This window comes from Bartonella grahamii subsp. shimonis, assembly GCF_036327415.1.
Taxonomy (GTDB): domain Bacteria; phylum Pseudomonadota; class Alphaproteobacteria; order Rhizobiales; family Rhizobiaceae; genus Bartonella; species Bartonella shimonis.
Genome location: NZ_CP123961.1, coordinates 1172112 through 1189433 on the forward strand (window position 1 = coordinate 1172112; position 17322 = coordinate 1189433).

At 38.5% G+C, this 17322-nt stretch carries 14 protein-coding genes and 2 pseudogenes; 13 read left to right on the forward strand and 3 right to left on the reverse strand.

Going from position 1 to position 17322, the window contains the following annotated elements; all coding sequences use genetic code 11:
- The first annotated feature begins 51 nt into the window (after window positions 1-51).
- From eno to QHG57_RS05165, 11 genes and pseudogenes are all read left to right on the forward strand, one after another.
- The gene (gene eno, locus QHG57_RS05115; protein WP_330167408.1) at window positions 52-1320 is read left to right on the forward strand and encodes a phosphopyruvate hydratase; all 1269 of its coding nucleotides are present in this window, start codon (window positions 52-54) and stop codon (window positions 1318-1320) included.
- A 114-nt stretch (window positions 1321-1434) separates the two neighbouring features.
- Complete coding sequence (locus tag QHG57_RS05120) at window positions 1435-1842, forward strand: NINE protein (protein WP_330167409.1); 408 nt, start codon at window positions 1435-1437, stop codon at window positions 1840-1842.
- Between the two features lie 383 nt (window positions 1843-2225).
- Window positions 2226-2652, forward strand: a pseudogene (locus QHG57_RS05125) (TM2 domain-containing protein).
- A gap of 394 nt (window positions 2653-3046) precedes the next feature.
- A pseudogene (locus tag QHG57_RS05130) lies at window positions 3047-3426 on the forward strand (TM2 domain-containing protein).
- A gap of 186 nt (window positions 3427-3612) precedes the next feature.
- Complete coding sequence (locus tag QHG57_RS05135) at window positions 3613-3924, forward strand: FtsB family cell division protein (RefSeq protein ID WP_330167410.1); 312 nt, start codon at window positions 3613-3615, stop codon at window positions 3922-3924.
- 135 nt (window positions 3925-4059) lie between these two features.
- Complete coding sequence (gene pdhA / locus QHG57_RS05140) at window positions 4060-5100, forward strand: pyruvate dehydrogenase (acetyl-transferring) E1 component subunit alpha (RefSeq protein WP_330167411.1); 1041 nt, start codon at window positions 4060-4062, stop codon at window positions 5098-5100.
- Window positions 5101-5116: 16 nt separating this feature from the next.
- Window positions 5117-6484 carry a pyruvate dehydrogenase complex E1 component subunit beta gene (locus tag QHG57_RS05145; protein WP_330168858.1) on the forward strand — a complete coding sequence of 456 codons (1368 nt, stop codon included), beginning with the start codon at window positions 5117-5119 and terminating at the stop codon, window positions 6482-6484.
- Between the two features lie 14 nt (window positions 6485-6498).
- A complete protein-coding gene (locus QHG57_RS05150) occupies window positions 6499-7842 on the forward strand; it encodes a pyruvate dehydrogenase complex dihydrolipoamide acetyltransferase (protein ID WP_330167413.1) in 1344 nt (447 codons plus the stop codon).
- A 217-nt stretch (window positions 7843-8059) separates the two neighbouring features.
- Complete coding sequence (lpdA, locus tag QHG57_RS05155) at window positions 8060-9520, forward strand: dihydrolipoyl dehydrogenase (RefSeq protein WP_330167414.1); 1461 nt, start codon at window positions 8060-8062, stop codon at window positions 9518-9520.
- Window positions 9521-9587: 67 nt separating this feature from the next.
- The gene (gene lipA, locus QHG57_RS05160) at window positions 9588-10550 is read left to right on the forward strand and encodes a lipoyl synthase (RefSeq protein WP_330168859.1); all 963 of its coding nucleotides are present in this window, start codon (window positions 9588-9590) and stop codon (window positions 10548-10550) included.
- Window positions 10551-10552: 2 nt separating this feature from the next.
- Window positions 10553-11014, forward strand: a complete 462-nt coding sequence (locus QHG57_RS05165) for a type II toxin-antitoxin system RatA family toxin (protein WP_330167416.1) — start codon at window positions 10553-10555, stop codon at window positions 11012-11014.
- Between the two features lie 365 nt (window positions 11015-11379).
- On the opposite strand, the gene QHG57_RS05170 is transcribed toward QHG57_RS05165, so the two are convergent.
- The 3 genes from QHG57_RS05170 to rirA are packed head-to-tail and all read right to left on the reverse strand — an operon-like array spanning window position 11380 to window position 13523.
- Window positions 11380-11868, reverse strand: coding sequence for a CinA family protein (locus QHG57_RS05170; RefSeq protein ID WP_330167417.1), 489 nt, complete (start codon window positions 11866-11868; stop codon window positions 11380-11382).
- Entirely contained in the window at window positions 11865-13055 is a 1191-nt protein-coding gene (locus QHG57_RS05175) for a bifunctional 2-C-methyl-D-erythritol 4-phosphate cytidylyltransferase/2-C-methyl-D-erythritol 2,4-cyclodiphosphate synthase (protein ID WP_330168816.1), read from the reverse strand. Before QHG57_RS05175 ends, QHG57_RS05170 begins: the two co-directional genes overlap by 4 nt.
- A 24-nt stretch (window positions 13056-13079) precedes the next feature.
- Window positions 13080-13523: an iron-responsive transcriptional regulator RirA gene (gene rirA, locus QHG57_RS05180; RefSeq protein ID WP_330167418.1), complete on the reverse strand. Its 444-nt coding sequence runs from the start codon at window positions 13521-13523 to the stop codon at window positions 13080-13082.
- A 176-nt stretch (window positions 13524-13699) separates the two neighbouring features.
- On the opposite strand from rirA, the gene QHG57_RS05185 reads away from it, so the two are divergent.
- Entirely contained in the window at window positions 13700-15949 is a 2250-nt protein-coding gene (locus QHG57_RS05185; RefSeq protein WP_330168817.1) for a sensor histidine kinase NtrY-like, read from the forward strand.
- Between the two features lie 14 nt (window positions 15950-15963).
- On the forward strand, window positions 15964-17322 hold the full coding sequence (gene ntrX / locus QHG57_RS05190; RefSeq protein WP_330167419.1) for a nitrogen assimilation response regulator NtrX: 1359 nt from the start codon (window positions 15964-15966) through the stop codon (window positions 17320-17322).

Here is a 17322-nt window from a genome sequence, read left to right on the forward strand (position 1 = left end):
GAATACAATATTAGGAATGAATCGTAGCTTTTATTGGATGAGGAAATACATATGACTATAATTGTCGATATCATTGGACGTGAAGTTCTTGATAGTCGTGGTAATCCAACGGTAGAAGTTGATGTTCATTTGGAAAATGGAGCTTTCGGTCGCGCTCTGGTTCCATCGGGAGCTTCAACAGGAGCGCATGAAGCTATAGAACTTCGTGATGGTGGTTTGCGCTATCAAGGAAAAGGTGTTGAAAAAGCGGTAGCTGCAGTTAATGGCGAAATTCTTGAAGAACTTGGTGGGCGAGATGCAAAAGACCAAATCGCTATTGATCAAGCAATGATTGCTTTGGATGGAACGCCAAACAAAGCCCGTCTTGGTGCCAATGCACTTCTTGGTGTTTCATTGGCTGTTGCAAAAGCAGCCGCAGACTCATTAAATGTACCTTTGTATCGTTATATTGGTGGTACACAAGCGCATATTCTTCCAACACCTATGATGAATATTATTAATGGTGGCGTTCATGCTGATAACTTGATTGATTTTCAAGAGTTTATGATTATTCCGGTAGGAGCCCCCACTGTGAAAGAAGCCATCCGTTATGGTGCTGAAATTTTCCATGTGTTGAAAAAGCGTTTAAAAGATGCGGGTTATAATACCAATGTTGGTGATGAAGGTGGTTTTGCACCTCAATTTAAAAGTGCAGATCAAGCAATTGATTTTATTATGGAATCAATCATAACATGTGGCTATAAACCAGGTGAGCAAATTGCACTTGGTTTAGATTGTGCTTCCACTGAATTTTATAAAAATGGTTCATATTTTTATAAAGGTGAGGGAAAATGTCGTGATATCCAAGAACAGGTAGATTATTTGGCACATCTTGTGAAAAGTTATCCTATTATTACGATTGAAGATGGAATGGCAGAGGATGATTGGGAAGGTTGGAGACTCCTCACTGACACAATTGGAGAGAAATGTCAGCTTGTTGGCGATGATTTGTTTGTAACAAATTCAGCACGTTTGCGTGATGGTATCAAAATGGGGGTAGGTAATTCTATTCTCATAAAAGTTAATCAAATTGGAACATTGAGTGAAACACTTGATGCTGTAGAAGTCGCACATAAAGCAGGTTATCGTGCCATTATATCTCATCGCTCAGGCGAGACAGAAGATTCTTTCATTGCAGATCTTGCAGTTGCAACGAACTGTGGACAAATTAAAACAGGTTCTCTTGCACGTTCAGATAGATTAGCAAAGTACAATCAACTTATTCGTATTGAAGAAATGCTGGGGGGGCAAGCACGTTATGCTGGTGATATATATCGTTGATCGTTGTGAGTACAAAATATGAAAATATAATATCATTTAGATTATGAAATTGAGATTTCTTATCAAAAGCGTAGAGCAATCATTTTATAGGCATTTAAATTTATAGGGATTAAGATGAGAGGTGTAATTATTAGTCAAGATCAAGGAACGTATCTCGTTTCAGGTGATGATGGTAAGCGTTATCAGTTTGCGACTTGGGATTGGTTGGGAAAGAAACCGGCAAGGATTGGTGATACTGTTGATTTTGTCTGTGAAGGGGGTGTGGTCAGTTCTGTTTTTCCATTGTTGAGACCAGATACAGAGAACTCAAAGATAATGTTTGCACTCCTTTGTTGGTGTGCAGGTATTTTTGGCGTTCATCGTTTTATGGTGGGGAGAGTTCGGACGGGTATTTTAATGCTTGTTTTATCTTTATCTCTTGCTGGATTGGTGATTACTGGTATTTGGGCAATTGTTGATTTTATACTCATTGTTGCTGGAAAATTTACGGATAAAAATGGGAATCAGATTACAGATTTGTAAAATTATTTATAATAAGAGAAAGTAATTTAGTTTGCTTTATTTTGATCAATATATTAAGCATGCATCATGCAAAGTTATTGTACTCTATTTCTTTAATATGAGATGTTAAGAAAAATATGCACAGTTAAGTAAAAGTATTGAAAAAGACTGTGCTATTTTATATGGGTGAAACAACGAGGTAAATCAATTAAGATGTGTTTTGTGTTGCTGCTTATAGCAGCAGAAAACATTAGATTATTGGGGGGCTCCAAACTATTTTAATTTCATGTTTATCACAGTTCTTGTGCGTTTTTTTTTACGCCGTGAGGTTAATCAACATACTATAAAAAGAAATAGTCTCTTTATGAATAACACATGAGGAGTGGCTTTATAGGTGGTCGAGGATGAAAGGTAAGATTATTGGTCAGGATCAAGGAGATTATTTCGTTTCAGGGGCTGATGGTAAGCGTTATCAATTTTCGAGTTTCGATTGGTTAGAAAAAAACACCAAAGGTAGGGGATACCATTGATTTTGTATATGAAGATAATGTTGTTAAATCTGTTCTCCCTCTTTTGAGTGAATCGCAGTCAGAAAAATCAAGATTGGCGATAGCACTTGTTTGTTGGTTTTTTGGATGGTTGGGAATTTATCACTTTATGGCAGGTAAAGTTGGAACGGGCATTGTAAAGCTTCTTATAAGCCTACTAAGTATACCGTTTCTGGGATTAGGGATATTGTTAATAACTATGCCTTGGTCATTTATTGATTTTATAGTTATTTTATCCGGATATTTTAGGGATGACAATGGGGATAAAATTATAGATTGGTAGAAATTTTAGAATAATATAAAAAGTAAAGAGTGAGGCACTTTCTTTACTTTTAATATTGTCAATATATTAATTTAATAATGTAAATTATTTTAATATATGTCTTTAAATGTGAAATATTAAAGAAAATTATGAATATTTAAATAAAACTATTGAAAAAGACTGTACTATTTCATATGAAGAAAATAAAAGTACAAATCGAACAGCGTGCTTTGTATTACCACTTATAATCGCGGGAATTTTAAGTTGTTGGGGAATTTTAAGCTTTTTAAATTGTCATATATCACGGTGAATACAGATTGTATTCATGCAGTGAGATTTATCTAACATATATCATATTAGAAGAAAAACTTCTTTATGAATAACAATTTTATAGGTGGTGAAGATGAAAGGTAAGATTAAAGGTAAGATTATTGGTCATGATCAAGGAGATTATTTCATTTCAGGGGTTGATGGTAAGCGCTATGATTTTGTGTGTGAAAGGGGATACCATTAAATCTATTTTCCCTATCTTGACTGAAGGTCAGTCACAACAATCAAAAGTGACGTTAGCGGTCATTTGTTTTTTTAGGTGGACTAGGAATTCATCGTTTTATGGTTGGTAAAATTATAACAGGCATTGTAATGCTTTTTATAAATATACTAAGTATAATCACTCTACCATTTACTTTTGGGTTAGGGATTATTTTTATAATTATGCCTTGGATATTGATTGATTTTATAGTCATTTTAACAGGAAATTTTAAGGACAAAGATGGGTGTAAAATCACAAGTTAGTGGGATGTCTAATATTTGTCATATAAAAAGTGAGGCATTCAGCTTACTTTGATTGTATTTCAGGGGGGATAAATTGGTGATAACAAATTATTTGCGTGTGTAGATTAAGTAATGAGGTGTTAATCAAAATCGTGCATAGTTAGGCAAAATATTAAGAAATTTTTGCTGTAGAGACTGTACTATTTTATGTGGACAAAGCAGAAACGTCGATCAATCAAAGTACGCTTTGTACTACCTCTTATGACGGTGGGTGTTTTAAGCTATTTCAGTTACCATATTTATCATGGTGAGTATGGATTATATTCACGCAGTGAAGTTAATCAACATATTAGCGAATTAGAAAAGGAGCTTCATAAAATAGAAGCTGAGCGTGAATTCATTGAAAAGCGTATTTCTCTTTTACGCAATGGGCATATCGAAAAGGACATGTTGGATGAGTATGTCCGAAAGAATTTAAACTTTTCTAAGCCAAATGAATTGACAATTTTAATGCCTTGAAATGACAGCAAAGGTAAATGAGAAATTGCTTAATTTAAACAACAAACAGCAATGATATTGTTTAAGCCGATTGATAAGACTTGTAACTTTTGTTCGTAAAGGTTATTCCTAAATAATCATAAAAGGGAGTTTAATATGGCAGAACGACTTAAAAAAAATTCTGCGTCGGTAGCGCACACTGCATTATCAAGCACCACAAAGAAAGCACCAATAGCAGATTTTACAAAAGAGGAAGAAATTGATGCCTATCGTGAAATGCTTTTAATACGCCGTTTTGAAGAAAAAGCAGGACAACTTTATGGTATGGGGCTTATTGGGGGATTTTGTCATCTTTATATTGGACAAGAAGCTGTTGTTATAGGAACTTTAAAGGCAGCCAAAGAAGGTGATCAGGTTATTACGTCTTACCGTGATCATGGACATATGTTAGCAGTTGGGATGAGCCCACGTGGTGTCATGGCAGAATTAACGGGACGTCAAGGGGGCTTTTCCAAAGGGAAAGGTGGTTCGATGCATATGTTCTCTAAAGAAAAGAACTTTTATGGTGGACACGGTATTGTTGGTGCACAGGTTTCCATTGGCTCAGGTTTGGCATTTTCGAATCAATATCTTGGTAAAGATAATGTGACATTGGTTTATTTTGGTGATGGTGCTGCAAATCAGGGGCAGGTTTACGAAAGTTTTAATATGGCTTCACTTTGGAAGCTGCCCGTTGTTTATATTATTGAAAACAATCAGTATGCTATGGGAACATCCGTTTCACGTGCATCTGCAGAAACTGATTTTTCTCGTCGGGGGCTTTCTTTTGAAATTCCAGGTATTGTTGTTAACGGTATGGATGTTCGATCAGTAAAAGGAGCTGCTGATGAAGCAATTTCTTGGGCACGCTCGGGTAAAGGGCCGATCATTCTTGATATGCAGACCTATCGCTATCGTGGTCATTCCATGTCTGATCCAGCAAAATATCGTTCAAAGGAAGAAGTCCAAAAAATAAAAGAGGAACATGATCCGATTGATCAAGTAAAAAGTCGGATTCTTAAACAAGGTTGGGCCAGCGAAGATAATTTAAAGTCTATTGAGAAAGAGGTCCGTGCAATTGTTGCTGATGCAGCAGATTTTGCACAAAGTGATCAAGAGCCAGATGCTTCTGAGCTCTATACTGATATTTTAGTTTGACGTGAGGGAAGCAAGTATGTCTATTGATATTTTGATGCCGGCGCTTTCACCAACTATGGAAGAAGGTAAACTGTCTAAATGGCTCAAGAAAGAAGGTGATAAGGTTAGCTCTGGCGATGTTATTGCTGAAATTGAAACGGATAAGGCTACAATGGAAGTAGAGGCTGTTGATGAAGGAACTCTTGGTAAAGTTTTTGTGCCTGAAGGTTCTGAAGGCGTAAAGGTTAACACTGTTATTGCGGTTTTGTTAGAAGAAGGTGAGCGTGCTGAGGATATTTCGCAACCTACTGATACAACAGAAAAACCTAAAGCGTCCTCTTCTTCTCTGCCTTCTTCAGTTCCGCAAATTCCTACTTTTGATACGTCTCCTGATTTTGATATTCCAGTGGGAACACAAATGGTTACAATGACGGTTCGTGAAGCGCTTAATCAGGCTTTGGCTGAAGAAATGCGGCGTGATGAAAAAGTTTTTCTCATGGGGGAAGAGGTCGCGCAATATCAAGGTGCCTATAAGGTTAGCCAAGGTTTGTTGGAAGAATTCGGGGAACGGCGCGTTATTGATACCCCAATTACAGAGCACGGCTTTGCTGGGTTGGCTGTTGGGGCTGCTTTTGGAGGGTTACGTCCCATTGTCGAGTTTATGACCTTTAATTTTGCTATGCAGGCAATGGACCAAATTATTAACTCAGCAGCAAAAACACGTTATATGTCTGGTGGACAAATGACCGCTCCTATGGTTTTTCGTGGCCCCAATGGCGCGGCTGCCCGTGTTGGCGCTCAACATTCTCAATGCTATGCAGCATGGTATGGTCATGTGCCAGGTTTAAAAGTTGTCATGCCTTATAGTGCTTCAGATGCAAAAGGTTTGCTGAAAGCGGCTATTCGTGATGATAATCCTGTTATTTTTCTTGAAAATGAGATTTTGTATGGGCATCAATTTGAGGTTCCTCAACTCGATGATTTTGTTTTGCCTATTGGTCGGGCACGGATTCATAAGTCTGGACAAGATGTGACGATTGTTGCATGTGGGATTGGAATGCATTACGCTGTTCAAGCGTTGCCAGAAATTGAAAAACTTGGTATTGACGTTGAAGTGATTGATTTACGAACCATTCGCCCGATGGATCTTCCAACAATTCTTTCTTCCGTTAAAAAAACAGGTCGTTTGGTAACAGTTGAAGAGGGATTTCCTCAATCATCTGTGGGAACTGAAATAGCAACGCGTGTTATGCAGCAGGCTTTTGACTATCTTGATGCACCAATTGCAACGATTTCTGGCAAAGATGTTCCGATGCCTTATGCTGCTAATCTTGAGAAGTTGGCTTTGCCTAATACTGCTGAAATTATTGAGGCCGTTAAGGCTGTGACGTACAACAGAGCATAACGGAGGAAAGCACAATGCCCATTAAAATTACAATGCCAGCGCTTTCTCCTACGATGGAAGAGGGGAATTTAACAAAATGGAATATTAAGGAGGGTGATAAGGTTTCCTCTGGTGATGTTATTGCTGAAATTGAGACGGATAAAGCGACAATGGAAGTCGAAGCCGTTGATGAAGGCACGGTTGCCAAAATTGTTGTTCCTGCTGGAACACAAGGCGTTAAAGTGAATGCTTTGATTGTTGTTTTAGCAGAAGAAGGTGAAGATCTGGCTGAAGCTGCAAAAGTTGCAGAAGAGATCTCTTCTTGTACAAGACAAGAACCAGAGGGCGTAAAACAAATAGATTCTCTGAAGCAGACGGACACAAAGGTTACAAAAATGTCCCATGAATCATCAGCTCAGCAATCAATACAGCAAGATAAAAAGAGGACTCGTCTTTTTGCTTCTCCCTTAGCACGGCGATTAGCTTCTCAGGCAGGTCTTGATTTATCTCTTATTTCTGGAAGTGGTCCGCATGGTCGTATTATCAAGTGTGATGTAGAAAAAGCTGTGAGTGGTGATATTTCTAAAGCTTCTTATTCATCACAGATAGCAGAGGCGTTCGCAGCAGGAGATTCTGACAAAAAGATATTGAAACTCTTTAAAGAGGATGAATATACTTTCGCACCCCATAATAATATGCGGAAAACGATTGCTACACGTTTGATAGAATCAAAACAGAGAGTCCCGCATTTCTATGTAACGGTAGATTGTGAACTTGATGCGTTATTAACGCTGCGTACACAACTGAATACTGCTGCACCAATGGTTAAGATTCAGGAAGAAGCTAAGCCTACTTATAAGCTTTCTGTCAATGATATGGTAATCAAAGCTGTCGCACTTTCTTTGAAAGCGGTTCCTGATGCAAATGTCTCTTGGCTTGAAGGTGGAATACTTCATCATAAACATTGTGATGTTGGGGTTGCTGTTTCTATTCCCAATGGATTAATTACGCCGATTATTCGCCATGCAGAGGAAAAGCCGTTATCGCTTATTTCCAAAGAGATGAAGGATTTTGCAAAGCGTGCCCGTGAGCAAAAGTTAAAAATGGAAGAATATCAGGGAGGAACAACCGCTGTATCAAATATGGGGATGTATGGTGTAAAAAGTTTTTCTGCTATCCTTAATCCACCACATGCGACGATTTTTGCGATTGGTGCAGGAGAGCAACGTGCCGTTGTTAAAAATGGTGCATTAGCCATCGCGACAGTTATGTCGGTTACACTTTCTGCTGATCATCGTGCTGTCGATGGTGTTTTAGCCGCAGAGCTTGCGCAGACTTTTAAGAAGATAATTGAAAATCCATTAGCAATGTTGGTTTGAATGACAGTTCTTCACGTAAATTGTGAGAGAGTGTGTTAAGAGAGTGAAAGTAAATTTAAAGAGTTTGAAGAGCAAGGTTATTGCTGCTTCGGTTTTGGTAAAGCATTTATGTGAAGCTTAGAGTAAAAAACATGAGACAATTTTATCATGTTGATTTTCAGTCTTAAGTTCAAAAAGTGCATATCCATTTTATATATATATCCATGGAGGAATTACTGTGGCAAATCTTTATGATGTAATTGTGATTGGATCAGGTCCAGGCGGATATGTAACCGCAATTCGTGCAGCGCAATGTGGATTTAAGACTGCGATTGTTGAACGTGAACATCTGGGAGGGATTTGTTTAAATTGGGGGTGTATACCAACAAAAGCTCTTTTACGTTCAGCGGAAATGAAACATTTTGCTGAACATGCAAAAGAGTATGGACTAAAAATTAATGGTTCAATTGAGGCTAACGTCAAAGATGTTGTGGCACGTTCACGCAGCGTTTCAGCACGTTTAAATGCTGGTGTTGGTTTTTTAATGAAAAAAAACAAAATTGATATTATCTGGGGTGAAGCGAAGCTTACGAAAGAAGCAAAAGGAAACCAACCTGCGGAAATTATGGTTTCTTCATCCTCTAAACCGGTTATGCAACCGCAAAATCCAATCCCTAAAGGAACATTAGGGGAGGGGATTTATCAAGCAAAGCATATCATTATTGCAACGGGTGCACGTCCTCGTGTCCTTCCTGGTATTGAGCCAGATGGAAAACTCATTTGGACTTATTTTGAAGCTATGATACCGCCAGCAATGCCAAAATCGCTTTTGGTTATAGGGTCTGGGGCTATTGGCATTGAATTTGCCTCTTTTTATCGTGATATGGGAGCTGAAGTAACTGTTGTTGAAATGATGCCCCATATCATGCCCGCTGAAGATATTGAAATTTCAACATTTGCTCGTAAACAGTTAGAGAAAAAAGGTTTACGTATTCTTTGCCAAGCAAAAGTAACAAAGGTTGAAAAATCTTCCGATTCTGTGTCTGTACATATTGATGTTAAGGGCAAAACAGAGTCAATGACTGTTGACCGGTTGATTTCCGCTGTTGGGGTGCAGGGTAATATTGAGAATCTTGGGTTAGAAGCTTTGGGAATAAAAACCGATCGTGGGTGCATTGTAACCGATGAATGGAGCTGGACAGGGGTTGCGGGTATTTATGCTATTGGTGATGTGGCAGGTCCTCCTATGTTAGCTCATAAAGCAGAAGAAGAAGGTGTAATATGTATTGAACATCTTGCTGGTTTAAAGAGTGTTCATCCGCTTGATAAGAAAAAAATTCCAGGATGCACCTATTGCACACCGCAAGTTGCTTCTGTAGGGCTTTCAGAAGCTACAGCAAAAGAAACAGGTTATGATATACGTATTGGTCGTTATTCTTTTTCTGCGAATGGTAAGGCGATTGCTTTGGGTGAAGATCAAGGGTTAGTAAAAACGATTTTTGATAAAAAAACAGGACAGCTTCTTGGGGCCCATATGGTAGGGGCTGAGGTAACAGAATTGATACAGGGTTTTGTTATTGCCATGAATCTTGAAACAACAGAAGAAGAATTAATGCACACTGTTTTTCCACATCCGACCTTATCGGAAATGATGAAAGAAAGTGTATTGGATGCTTATGGTCAAGTTTTAAATGCTTGATGACTGGATTGTATAAAAGATTTTATATTTTTGATTGTTACTTTGTATTTATAAGGCAAAGGCTTAAATGGTTACGGTTGTTGATAGAGTTACAAATAGACGTTTGCGTCATCCTGAAAAGGCACATCGTCCGGATACAAACGTTCAAAAAAAGCCAGATTGGATTCGTGTAAAAGCGCCAACATCACCAATTTATAAGGAAACACATGGTATTGTACGTACGCATAAGTTAGTGACTGTATGTGAAGAAGCTGGTTGCCCTAATATTGGCGAATGTTGGAGCCAACGGCATGCTAGCTTTATGATTTTAGGTGAGATATGTACGCGTGCCTGTGCTTTTTGCAACGTTGCAACAGGCATTCCACTTGCCGTTGATGATAATGAACCAGAACGTGTAGCCGATGCTGTTGCACGGATGGAATTAAAACATGTCGTCATTACATCTGTTGATCGTGATGATCTCGCTGATGGTGGGGCTGAGCATTTTGCAAAAGTTATTTATGCGATTCGTCAAAAAACTCCTAAAACGACAATTGAAGTTCTTACACCTGATTTTCGTCATAAGGATGGTGCTTTAGAAATTGTTGTTGCTGCTAAGCCTGATGTTTTTAATCATAACTTAGAAACAGTTCCTTCTAAATATTTGAAGGTTCGTCCAGGGGCACGTTATTTTCATTCAATTCGTTTATTACAACGCGTTAAAGAACTTGATCCAACAATTTTCACAAAATCAGGAATTATGGTTGGCTTTGGGGAGGAACGAAATGAAATTCTGCAATTGATGGATGATTTACGCTCTGCTGATGTGGACTTTATGACAATTGGACAATATTTGCAGCCTACGCGAAAACATCATCCAGTTGTTCGTTTTGTGCCTCCTGAAGAATTCGAGTCTTTTGCCAAGATTGGTAAAGTAAAAGGATTTTTACATATGGCCTCCAATCCTCTAACCCGTTCGTCTCATCATGCTGGAGATGATTTTGCCATTTTGCAAAAAGCGCGTGATGAAAAATTTTCCTTACAGAGATAATTATGCCAACTTTTTCAACACATCGGCAAGTTGCCCATAGTGCTCGTGAGATGTTTGATCTTGTGTCAGATATTGAATGTTATCCTGAGTTTTTACCTATGTGTGAGGCTTTAATAATACGTTCTCGCAAGGAATATGAGGAAAAGACATTGATTCTTGCAGATATGACCGTTGGCTATAAGGTTATTCGAGAAACTTTTACGACCCAAGTTTTTCTGCAGCCAAAAAAAGGTTTAATAGAGGTTAACTATATTGATGGTCCGTTTAAATATCTCGAAAATCGTTGGGTCTTTCATAATATTGAAAATACCAACGCATGTAATGTAGAGTTTTTTATTGATTATGAATTTAAAAGTAAAATACTTGGACGCGTGACGGGCTCAATGTTTGATATTGCGTTTCGTAAATTTACAGATGCTTTTGAAAAACGTGCCCATCAGATTTATGGCTCTACGGTAACATAGTCTATTCTATTTTATTTTTAACAATACAGCTTACTTATCAAGGCGTAAAGATGAAAATCGATTTCCATCTTTATGATTTCTTTCTTTTTTAGGGAAACATCCTTTAAACAGAACATTACAAATATTATTAGATAACACATTGATTTATAATGATAATATAGTGTTATTCATATTGCATTAAAACTCTTAATACCATAGGCTTCTCTCGTTTTCCAAGTTTGATTGATTCAACATAAACAGGACAGGAGATAATTTTATGATATTCGGGTTTTTCATTTCTAAGTTGTGATATAATAAATCATTCTGATGTTTATGATTATGAACTCCAATGTAGAATAGGGAGTTTTGAAATTGGTATGAGGAATTCAGTGAAGTAATTCCAGAATCATTTGAAAAGCATTTTCAACAGTTGCATGGCGGATAGCTTTACGATTAAGCTTCCCAAAGCGCATTTCTTTGTGCAGAGTTTTATAATTTTTGTAAGCAACTGCGAAATGCACAAGACCTACAGGTTTGTTTAAACTTGCGCCTCCTGGACCTGCAATTCCTGTTACAGAAACTGCAATGTCAGCTTGCGAATATTTTAATCCACCCTCAGCCATTGCAAGAGCAATTTCTTTTGAAACGGCACCATAGGTTTTTATAAGTTCAGCACACACGCTAACAAGGCGTGTTTTGGATTCATTTGAATAAACAACAAATCCACAATCGAGAACATCTGACGATCCTGCAATATTTGTGAGGCTTGCTGCAATGAGTCCTCCTGTACAAGACTCTACAGTTGTTAACAACAAACCCTTTTGGCGACAGATATTAATGACTTCACGTGCTTGTTTTTCACAACAATATGTCATTGGGGAATTTCTCCTGGATAAAGAACACTCGCTGTTGCAAGAGCAGCAATTCCTTCATTACGACCAATGAAACCGAGTTTTTCATTTGTTGTTGCTTTGATAGAGATTCGATCAGGTGTCATTGCAAGTATTGTCATAAGATTTTCTGTCATAGCATGGCGATAGGGACCAATTTTAGGATTTTCAGCGATAATTGTAATATCAACATTGGCAATACGACCCCCTGCTTGTTTTAGAAGACCAAGAGCATGACGGAGAAAGATTTCTGATGATACATTTTTCCATTGAGGATCAGAAGGAGGAAAATGTGTCCCGATATCTCCAGCACCTTGGGTAGCAAGAAGGGCATCTGTTAATGCATGAAGAGCGACATCTGCATCGGAGTGTCCATTTAATTTTTTATGAAAAGGGATTTTTATACCGCATAATATAAGAAAATCTCCTTCCTCGAAAGAATGAACATCATAACCATTACCAGTACGGATATCAGGAAACATTTGCATTTTTTTCTGAAGATATAAATGGGCGGTATCAAAATCTTTGGGCCATGTGATTTTTATGTTGTGAGGATCCCCAGGAACGGTACGCATAGGAATTCCAAACCATTCGGCAATCGCAGAATCGTCAGTGAATTCTTTTTTGTAAGCTTGTTTTGCTTGTTTATGGGCCGCTAAGATATGTTCAAAGGGAAAACACTGTGGAGTTTGTGCACTATAAAGATGGGTATGGGAAATTGTTTCTAAAACATGCTGATTATTTACACGTTTAAGGGTATCAGAGATGGGCAGAACAGGAAGAACACCTTCTTGAGGCGTGATAGTGTTGTGAATGTTATCAAGAAGCTTGTTTTCGATAAAGGGGCGTGCACCATCATGAATATGTACATATTGGAGATTGAATTTTTTGAGTGCCTGAAGTCCATGTAAGGTGGAGATTTGACGTGTATTGCCTCCTTCAACGATAATAAGGCGCTCTTTAAAATCGGTGAGTGTTTGTTCACAGGTTTGACGATCTTCTGGATGAATAACAAGGATAATCGTTGTGATGGCTGGATGCTGGACAAAACAATGCACGGTATGATAAATAATCGGCTTTTGTCCTAGAAGTCGATATTGTTTTGGAATTTTATGGGGATATCCTGCTCTTTCACCGCGGCCAGCGGCTAATATTATTGCTGCAATAGAAATATTTAATCTCCTTGTATTATAATCTTAGTTTGCTTTTTTGTCGTTAATTTTAAAATGGTTTTGAAAGGATGGTTGTTGTAGATCAGCAAGGGATATCACGGATAATACCTCAAAAAAAGCATTTAATGCTTTTTGAAGTGCGGTATTTAAACTACAAAAATCGATCAAGGGGCAAGTCGGTTCTGCAGTATCAAAACATTCTGCGAGGGAGAAGCTGTCTTCTGTTACTTTCACAACATCAGCGACTGAAATCTCTGCTGCGGGTTTAGCTAATCTAACTCCACCATTGCGTCCACGCACTGTTTGTATAAAACCTGCTTGAACAAGCAGCTGAAGGATTTTAAATAAAAAAAGTTCTGAAACGGCATATGCTTTAGCAATTTCTGGAACACGACTGAGAGTTCCCTGATTATCTGCACAATACATGAGCATTCGAAGAGCATAATTTGTTTGTTTTGTTAATCGCATCTCATTTCCTTCGTAAAGTATTGTCGAACGCAGTTTATTTTAAAGATATTTTGCAAAATGTAGAAATTCTTTCTCATTGACTATGTTTGCTCTATTTTAAATGTAGTATTAGTATTGTCAATTTTTGCTACAAAAGGTTATATGAGAATAATGGGATAAGGGTACGTAAGCTCATGGTGAATATAGCATCTGTGACAAATCTTCAAGACATAGATAAAAATACTTATAATGATGATTTGTATCGTTTAAGTAAGGTATATATTTTTTTAGGGATCACAATTATCGTATTGGCTTTACTTACGGCCTCTATTTCGTTTATTATTCTTATTGGATTAACCTCTGTTGTTCCCAGTAGAACAGTAACCCTTATTCTTATAGGGATTAATAGTTTTTGGGTTTTAGGGCTTATTGTCATCGTTTTTTATGAGATGATTCCGATCATTCGTGCTTGGCGTTCAAGGCGTGCAGGATCGCGTCTCCATGTGCGCCTTATTTCATTGTTTGCACTTGTTGCGACAATGCCAGCTGTTGCTGTAGCTCTTGTATCGGGTCCAGCACTAAATTTGGGACTTGATCGATGGTTTGATACAACAACGCGGCAAATTGTGGGCTCTTCTATTGATTTAGCAAATGCTTATGCAGATGAAATGCTTCAAAATTTAAAAAATTTATCCTACGCGATGGCATTTGCACTTGATAACAAAAAACTCTTAGAACGTAATCCAGCTGAATATAGGATGCAATTGACGCGTCATGCTATAGGACGCAATTTGCGTGGTGCATTTTTGTTAAGTTCTAGCGGAGCTATTTTTGTATCGAGTGCTCTTGGTGATGAAGATAAACTGCCAATTCCTCCTTCCAATCTTATTGAACGTGCAACCAGTGCGAGGCCTTTTTCTTTTCAACCAGGCGTTCATGATTATTTTGGTATTATTTTAAAATTTACCAACATTCCAAACACATTTTTATATTTAGTGCGTGACGTTGATAAGGGTGTTTTATCTGCTTTGCGTTTGACAGAAGTCAATACAGATCGTTACCGTGATTTAAATGAAAATCGCCTGCTGACGCAAATTGCATTTGGGATGCTTTATTTATGTCTTTTTTTTAGTTTATTCTTATCAGCTATTTGGGCCGCTATTGCTGTCGCTGATCGCTTAGTACGTCCTATTCGTCTTCTTATTAGTGCTGCTGATGATGTCGCTACTGGAAATATGGAAATTTTCGTGCCGGTACGCGCGAAGGACGGAGATATTGGGCAATTATCCAAAACTTTTAATTACATGGTTAGTGAATTGAAAAGTCGGCGCAATGAGTTGATTGCAGTGCGTGATCAAATTGATGAGAGACGGCGTTTTTCTGAAGCAGTGTTATCCGGTGTAACAGCAGGGGTAGCAGGTATAGATGATAATGGTGATATTACAATTATTAATCGGTCTATTGAAGCGATGTTTGATATTCGCTCTGAACATGTTGTTGGACAAAGTCTTTTATCTTTAAGTGCTGAAATTTGGCAGGTTTTTCAGTTTGCACGTTCATTGGATCGTAAAAATCATCGTGAGCAGGTTACTTTAAACGTTGCAGGAAAAGAGCGTGTCTGTAATGTTCAAGTTACGATGGAAGAGGATGATGGACAGGGTCAATCTTGGGTTCTAACAATTGATGATATTACAGACCTTGTTGCAGCACAACGTACAGCGGCGTGGGCGGATATTGCACGGCGTATTGCACACGAAATTAAAAACCCCCTCACTCCCATTCAGTTATCTGCTGAACGCATTCGTAAACGTTATAACAAAGTTATTACACAAGATAGAGAGGTCTTTGAGCGGTGTATTGAGACAATTATTCGACAGGTTGGAGATATTGGGCGTATGGTTGATGAGTTTTCTTCTTTTGCACGTATGCCCAAACCACAAATGCATATTTTAGATATACGAGAATTGTTGCGCGAAGCATGTTTCTTGATAGAAGTGACGCGACATGATATTCATTTTGAGCAAGATTTAGGAAGTCTACCACTTATAGGTGCATTTGATAACCGCCTCATTGTACAGGCTTTTTGCAATGTCATCAAAAACGCGAGCGAATCCATAGATTCAGTTATGCGAGAGGAAAATATTCACGGTCATATTCTTGTTCGTTCTTATCGTCAAGAGGAATGGGTGGTTGTGGATGTTGTTGATAATGGGAAAGGACTTCCTAAAGAGCAAAGACAAAAGTTATTAGAACCCTATATAACAACGCGGGAAAAAGGAACAGGGCTCGGATTAGCCATTGTGCGCAAAGTTATTGAAGATCACGGTGGTTCCATGGAGCTGCATGATGCACCGGAGAGTTTTTATGAAGGTCGTGGCGCGATGATCCGTTTGATATTTCTGGCGGATAGGGGTAAGCAGGGTAGTATTATACAAGCCATAACATAAGATAGGGGAATAGTATGGTATCAGATATCTTAATTGTTGATGATGAAGCAGATATTCGTGAGCTTGTTGCTGGTATTTTAGATGATGAAGGTTATGAAACGCGTGTTGCTTGTAACTCTGATGAGGCATTGGCTCAAATTAGTGAGCGTATTCCAAAGCTCATTTTTTTGGATATTTGGCTACAGGGTAGTCGTCTCGATGGTTTAGCACTTCTTGATGAAATTAAAATGCAATATCCGGCTCTTCCGGTTGTTATGATCTCTGGTCATGGTAATATTGAGACGGCTGTTTCCGCTATAAAGCGAGGGGCATATGATTTCATTGAAAAACCTTTTAAAGCTGATAGACTTGTATTGGTTGCAGAGAGAACACTTGAAAACTCAAATTTGAAACGTGAGCTTTTAGAATTGCGAAAGCGTTCGAACGAGACATTAGAGTTGCTCGGAAAATCGACAGTTGTAAAAAATTTGCGCCAAATCATAGAAAAAGTAGCACCAACCAATAGTCGCATCCTGATAACAGGTCCTTCAGGGGCAGGAAAAGAGACGGTTGCACGAACTATTCATGCGCTCTCAACGCGTTCGAATGGGCCATTCGTTACAATAAATGCTGCAACGATTACTCCGGAAAGAATGGAAATAGAGCTGTTTGGCAGTGAAATGGAAGGAAGAGAGCGCAAAATCGGTGCCTTAGAGGAAGCTCATGGCGGTATATTATATCTTGATGAAATTGCTGACATGCCACGAGAGACTCAAAGTAAGATTCTTCGGGTGTTAACGGGGCAGACATTTGAGAGAGTTGGCGGCACAAAACGTGTTAAGGTGGACGTCCGTATTATTTCTTCAACAGCGCAAAATCTTAAAAACCTCATTTCCGATGGGCGCTTTAGAGAAGATCTTTTCCACCGTCTTTCGGTTGTTCCTATTGCTGTTCCGCCCCTTTCTGCGCGTCGTGAAGATATTCCAGAACTTGTACATCATTTTGTAAAAACAATATCACAGCAGGTTGGAATTAAACCGCGTGCAATCAGTGATGATGTGATTGCTATTTTGCAAACGCACGCTTGGCCGGGTAATGTGCGGCAATTACGTAATAATATTGAGCGTCTTCTTATTCTTGCGCGGGATGGTGACGGTCCTATAACAGCAGACTTTCTTCCCAGTGAAGTAAGTGATTCTTTGCCACGCCTTCAGATGGATTCAGATGAAAATATAATGGATTTGCCGTTACGTGAAGCACGAGAATTGTTTGAAAAGAGATATTTAGTGGCGCAGATTGGACGTTTGGGCGGAAATATATCACGTACTGCTGAATTTATAGGCATGGAGCGTTCAGCTTTGCACCGTAAACTTAAAGCGCTTGGAGTTTCTTAA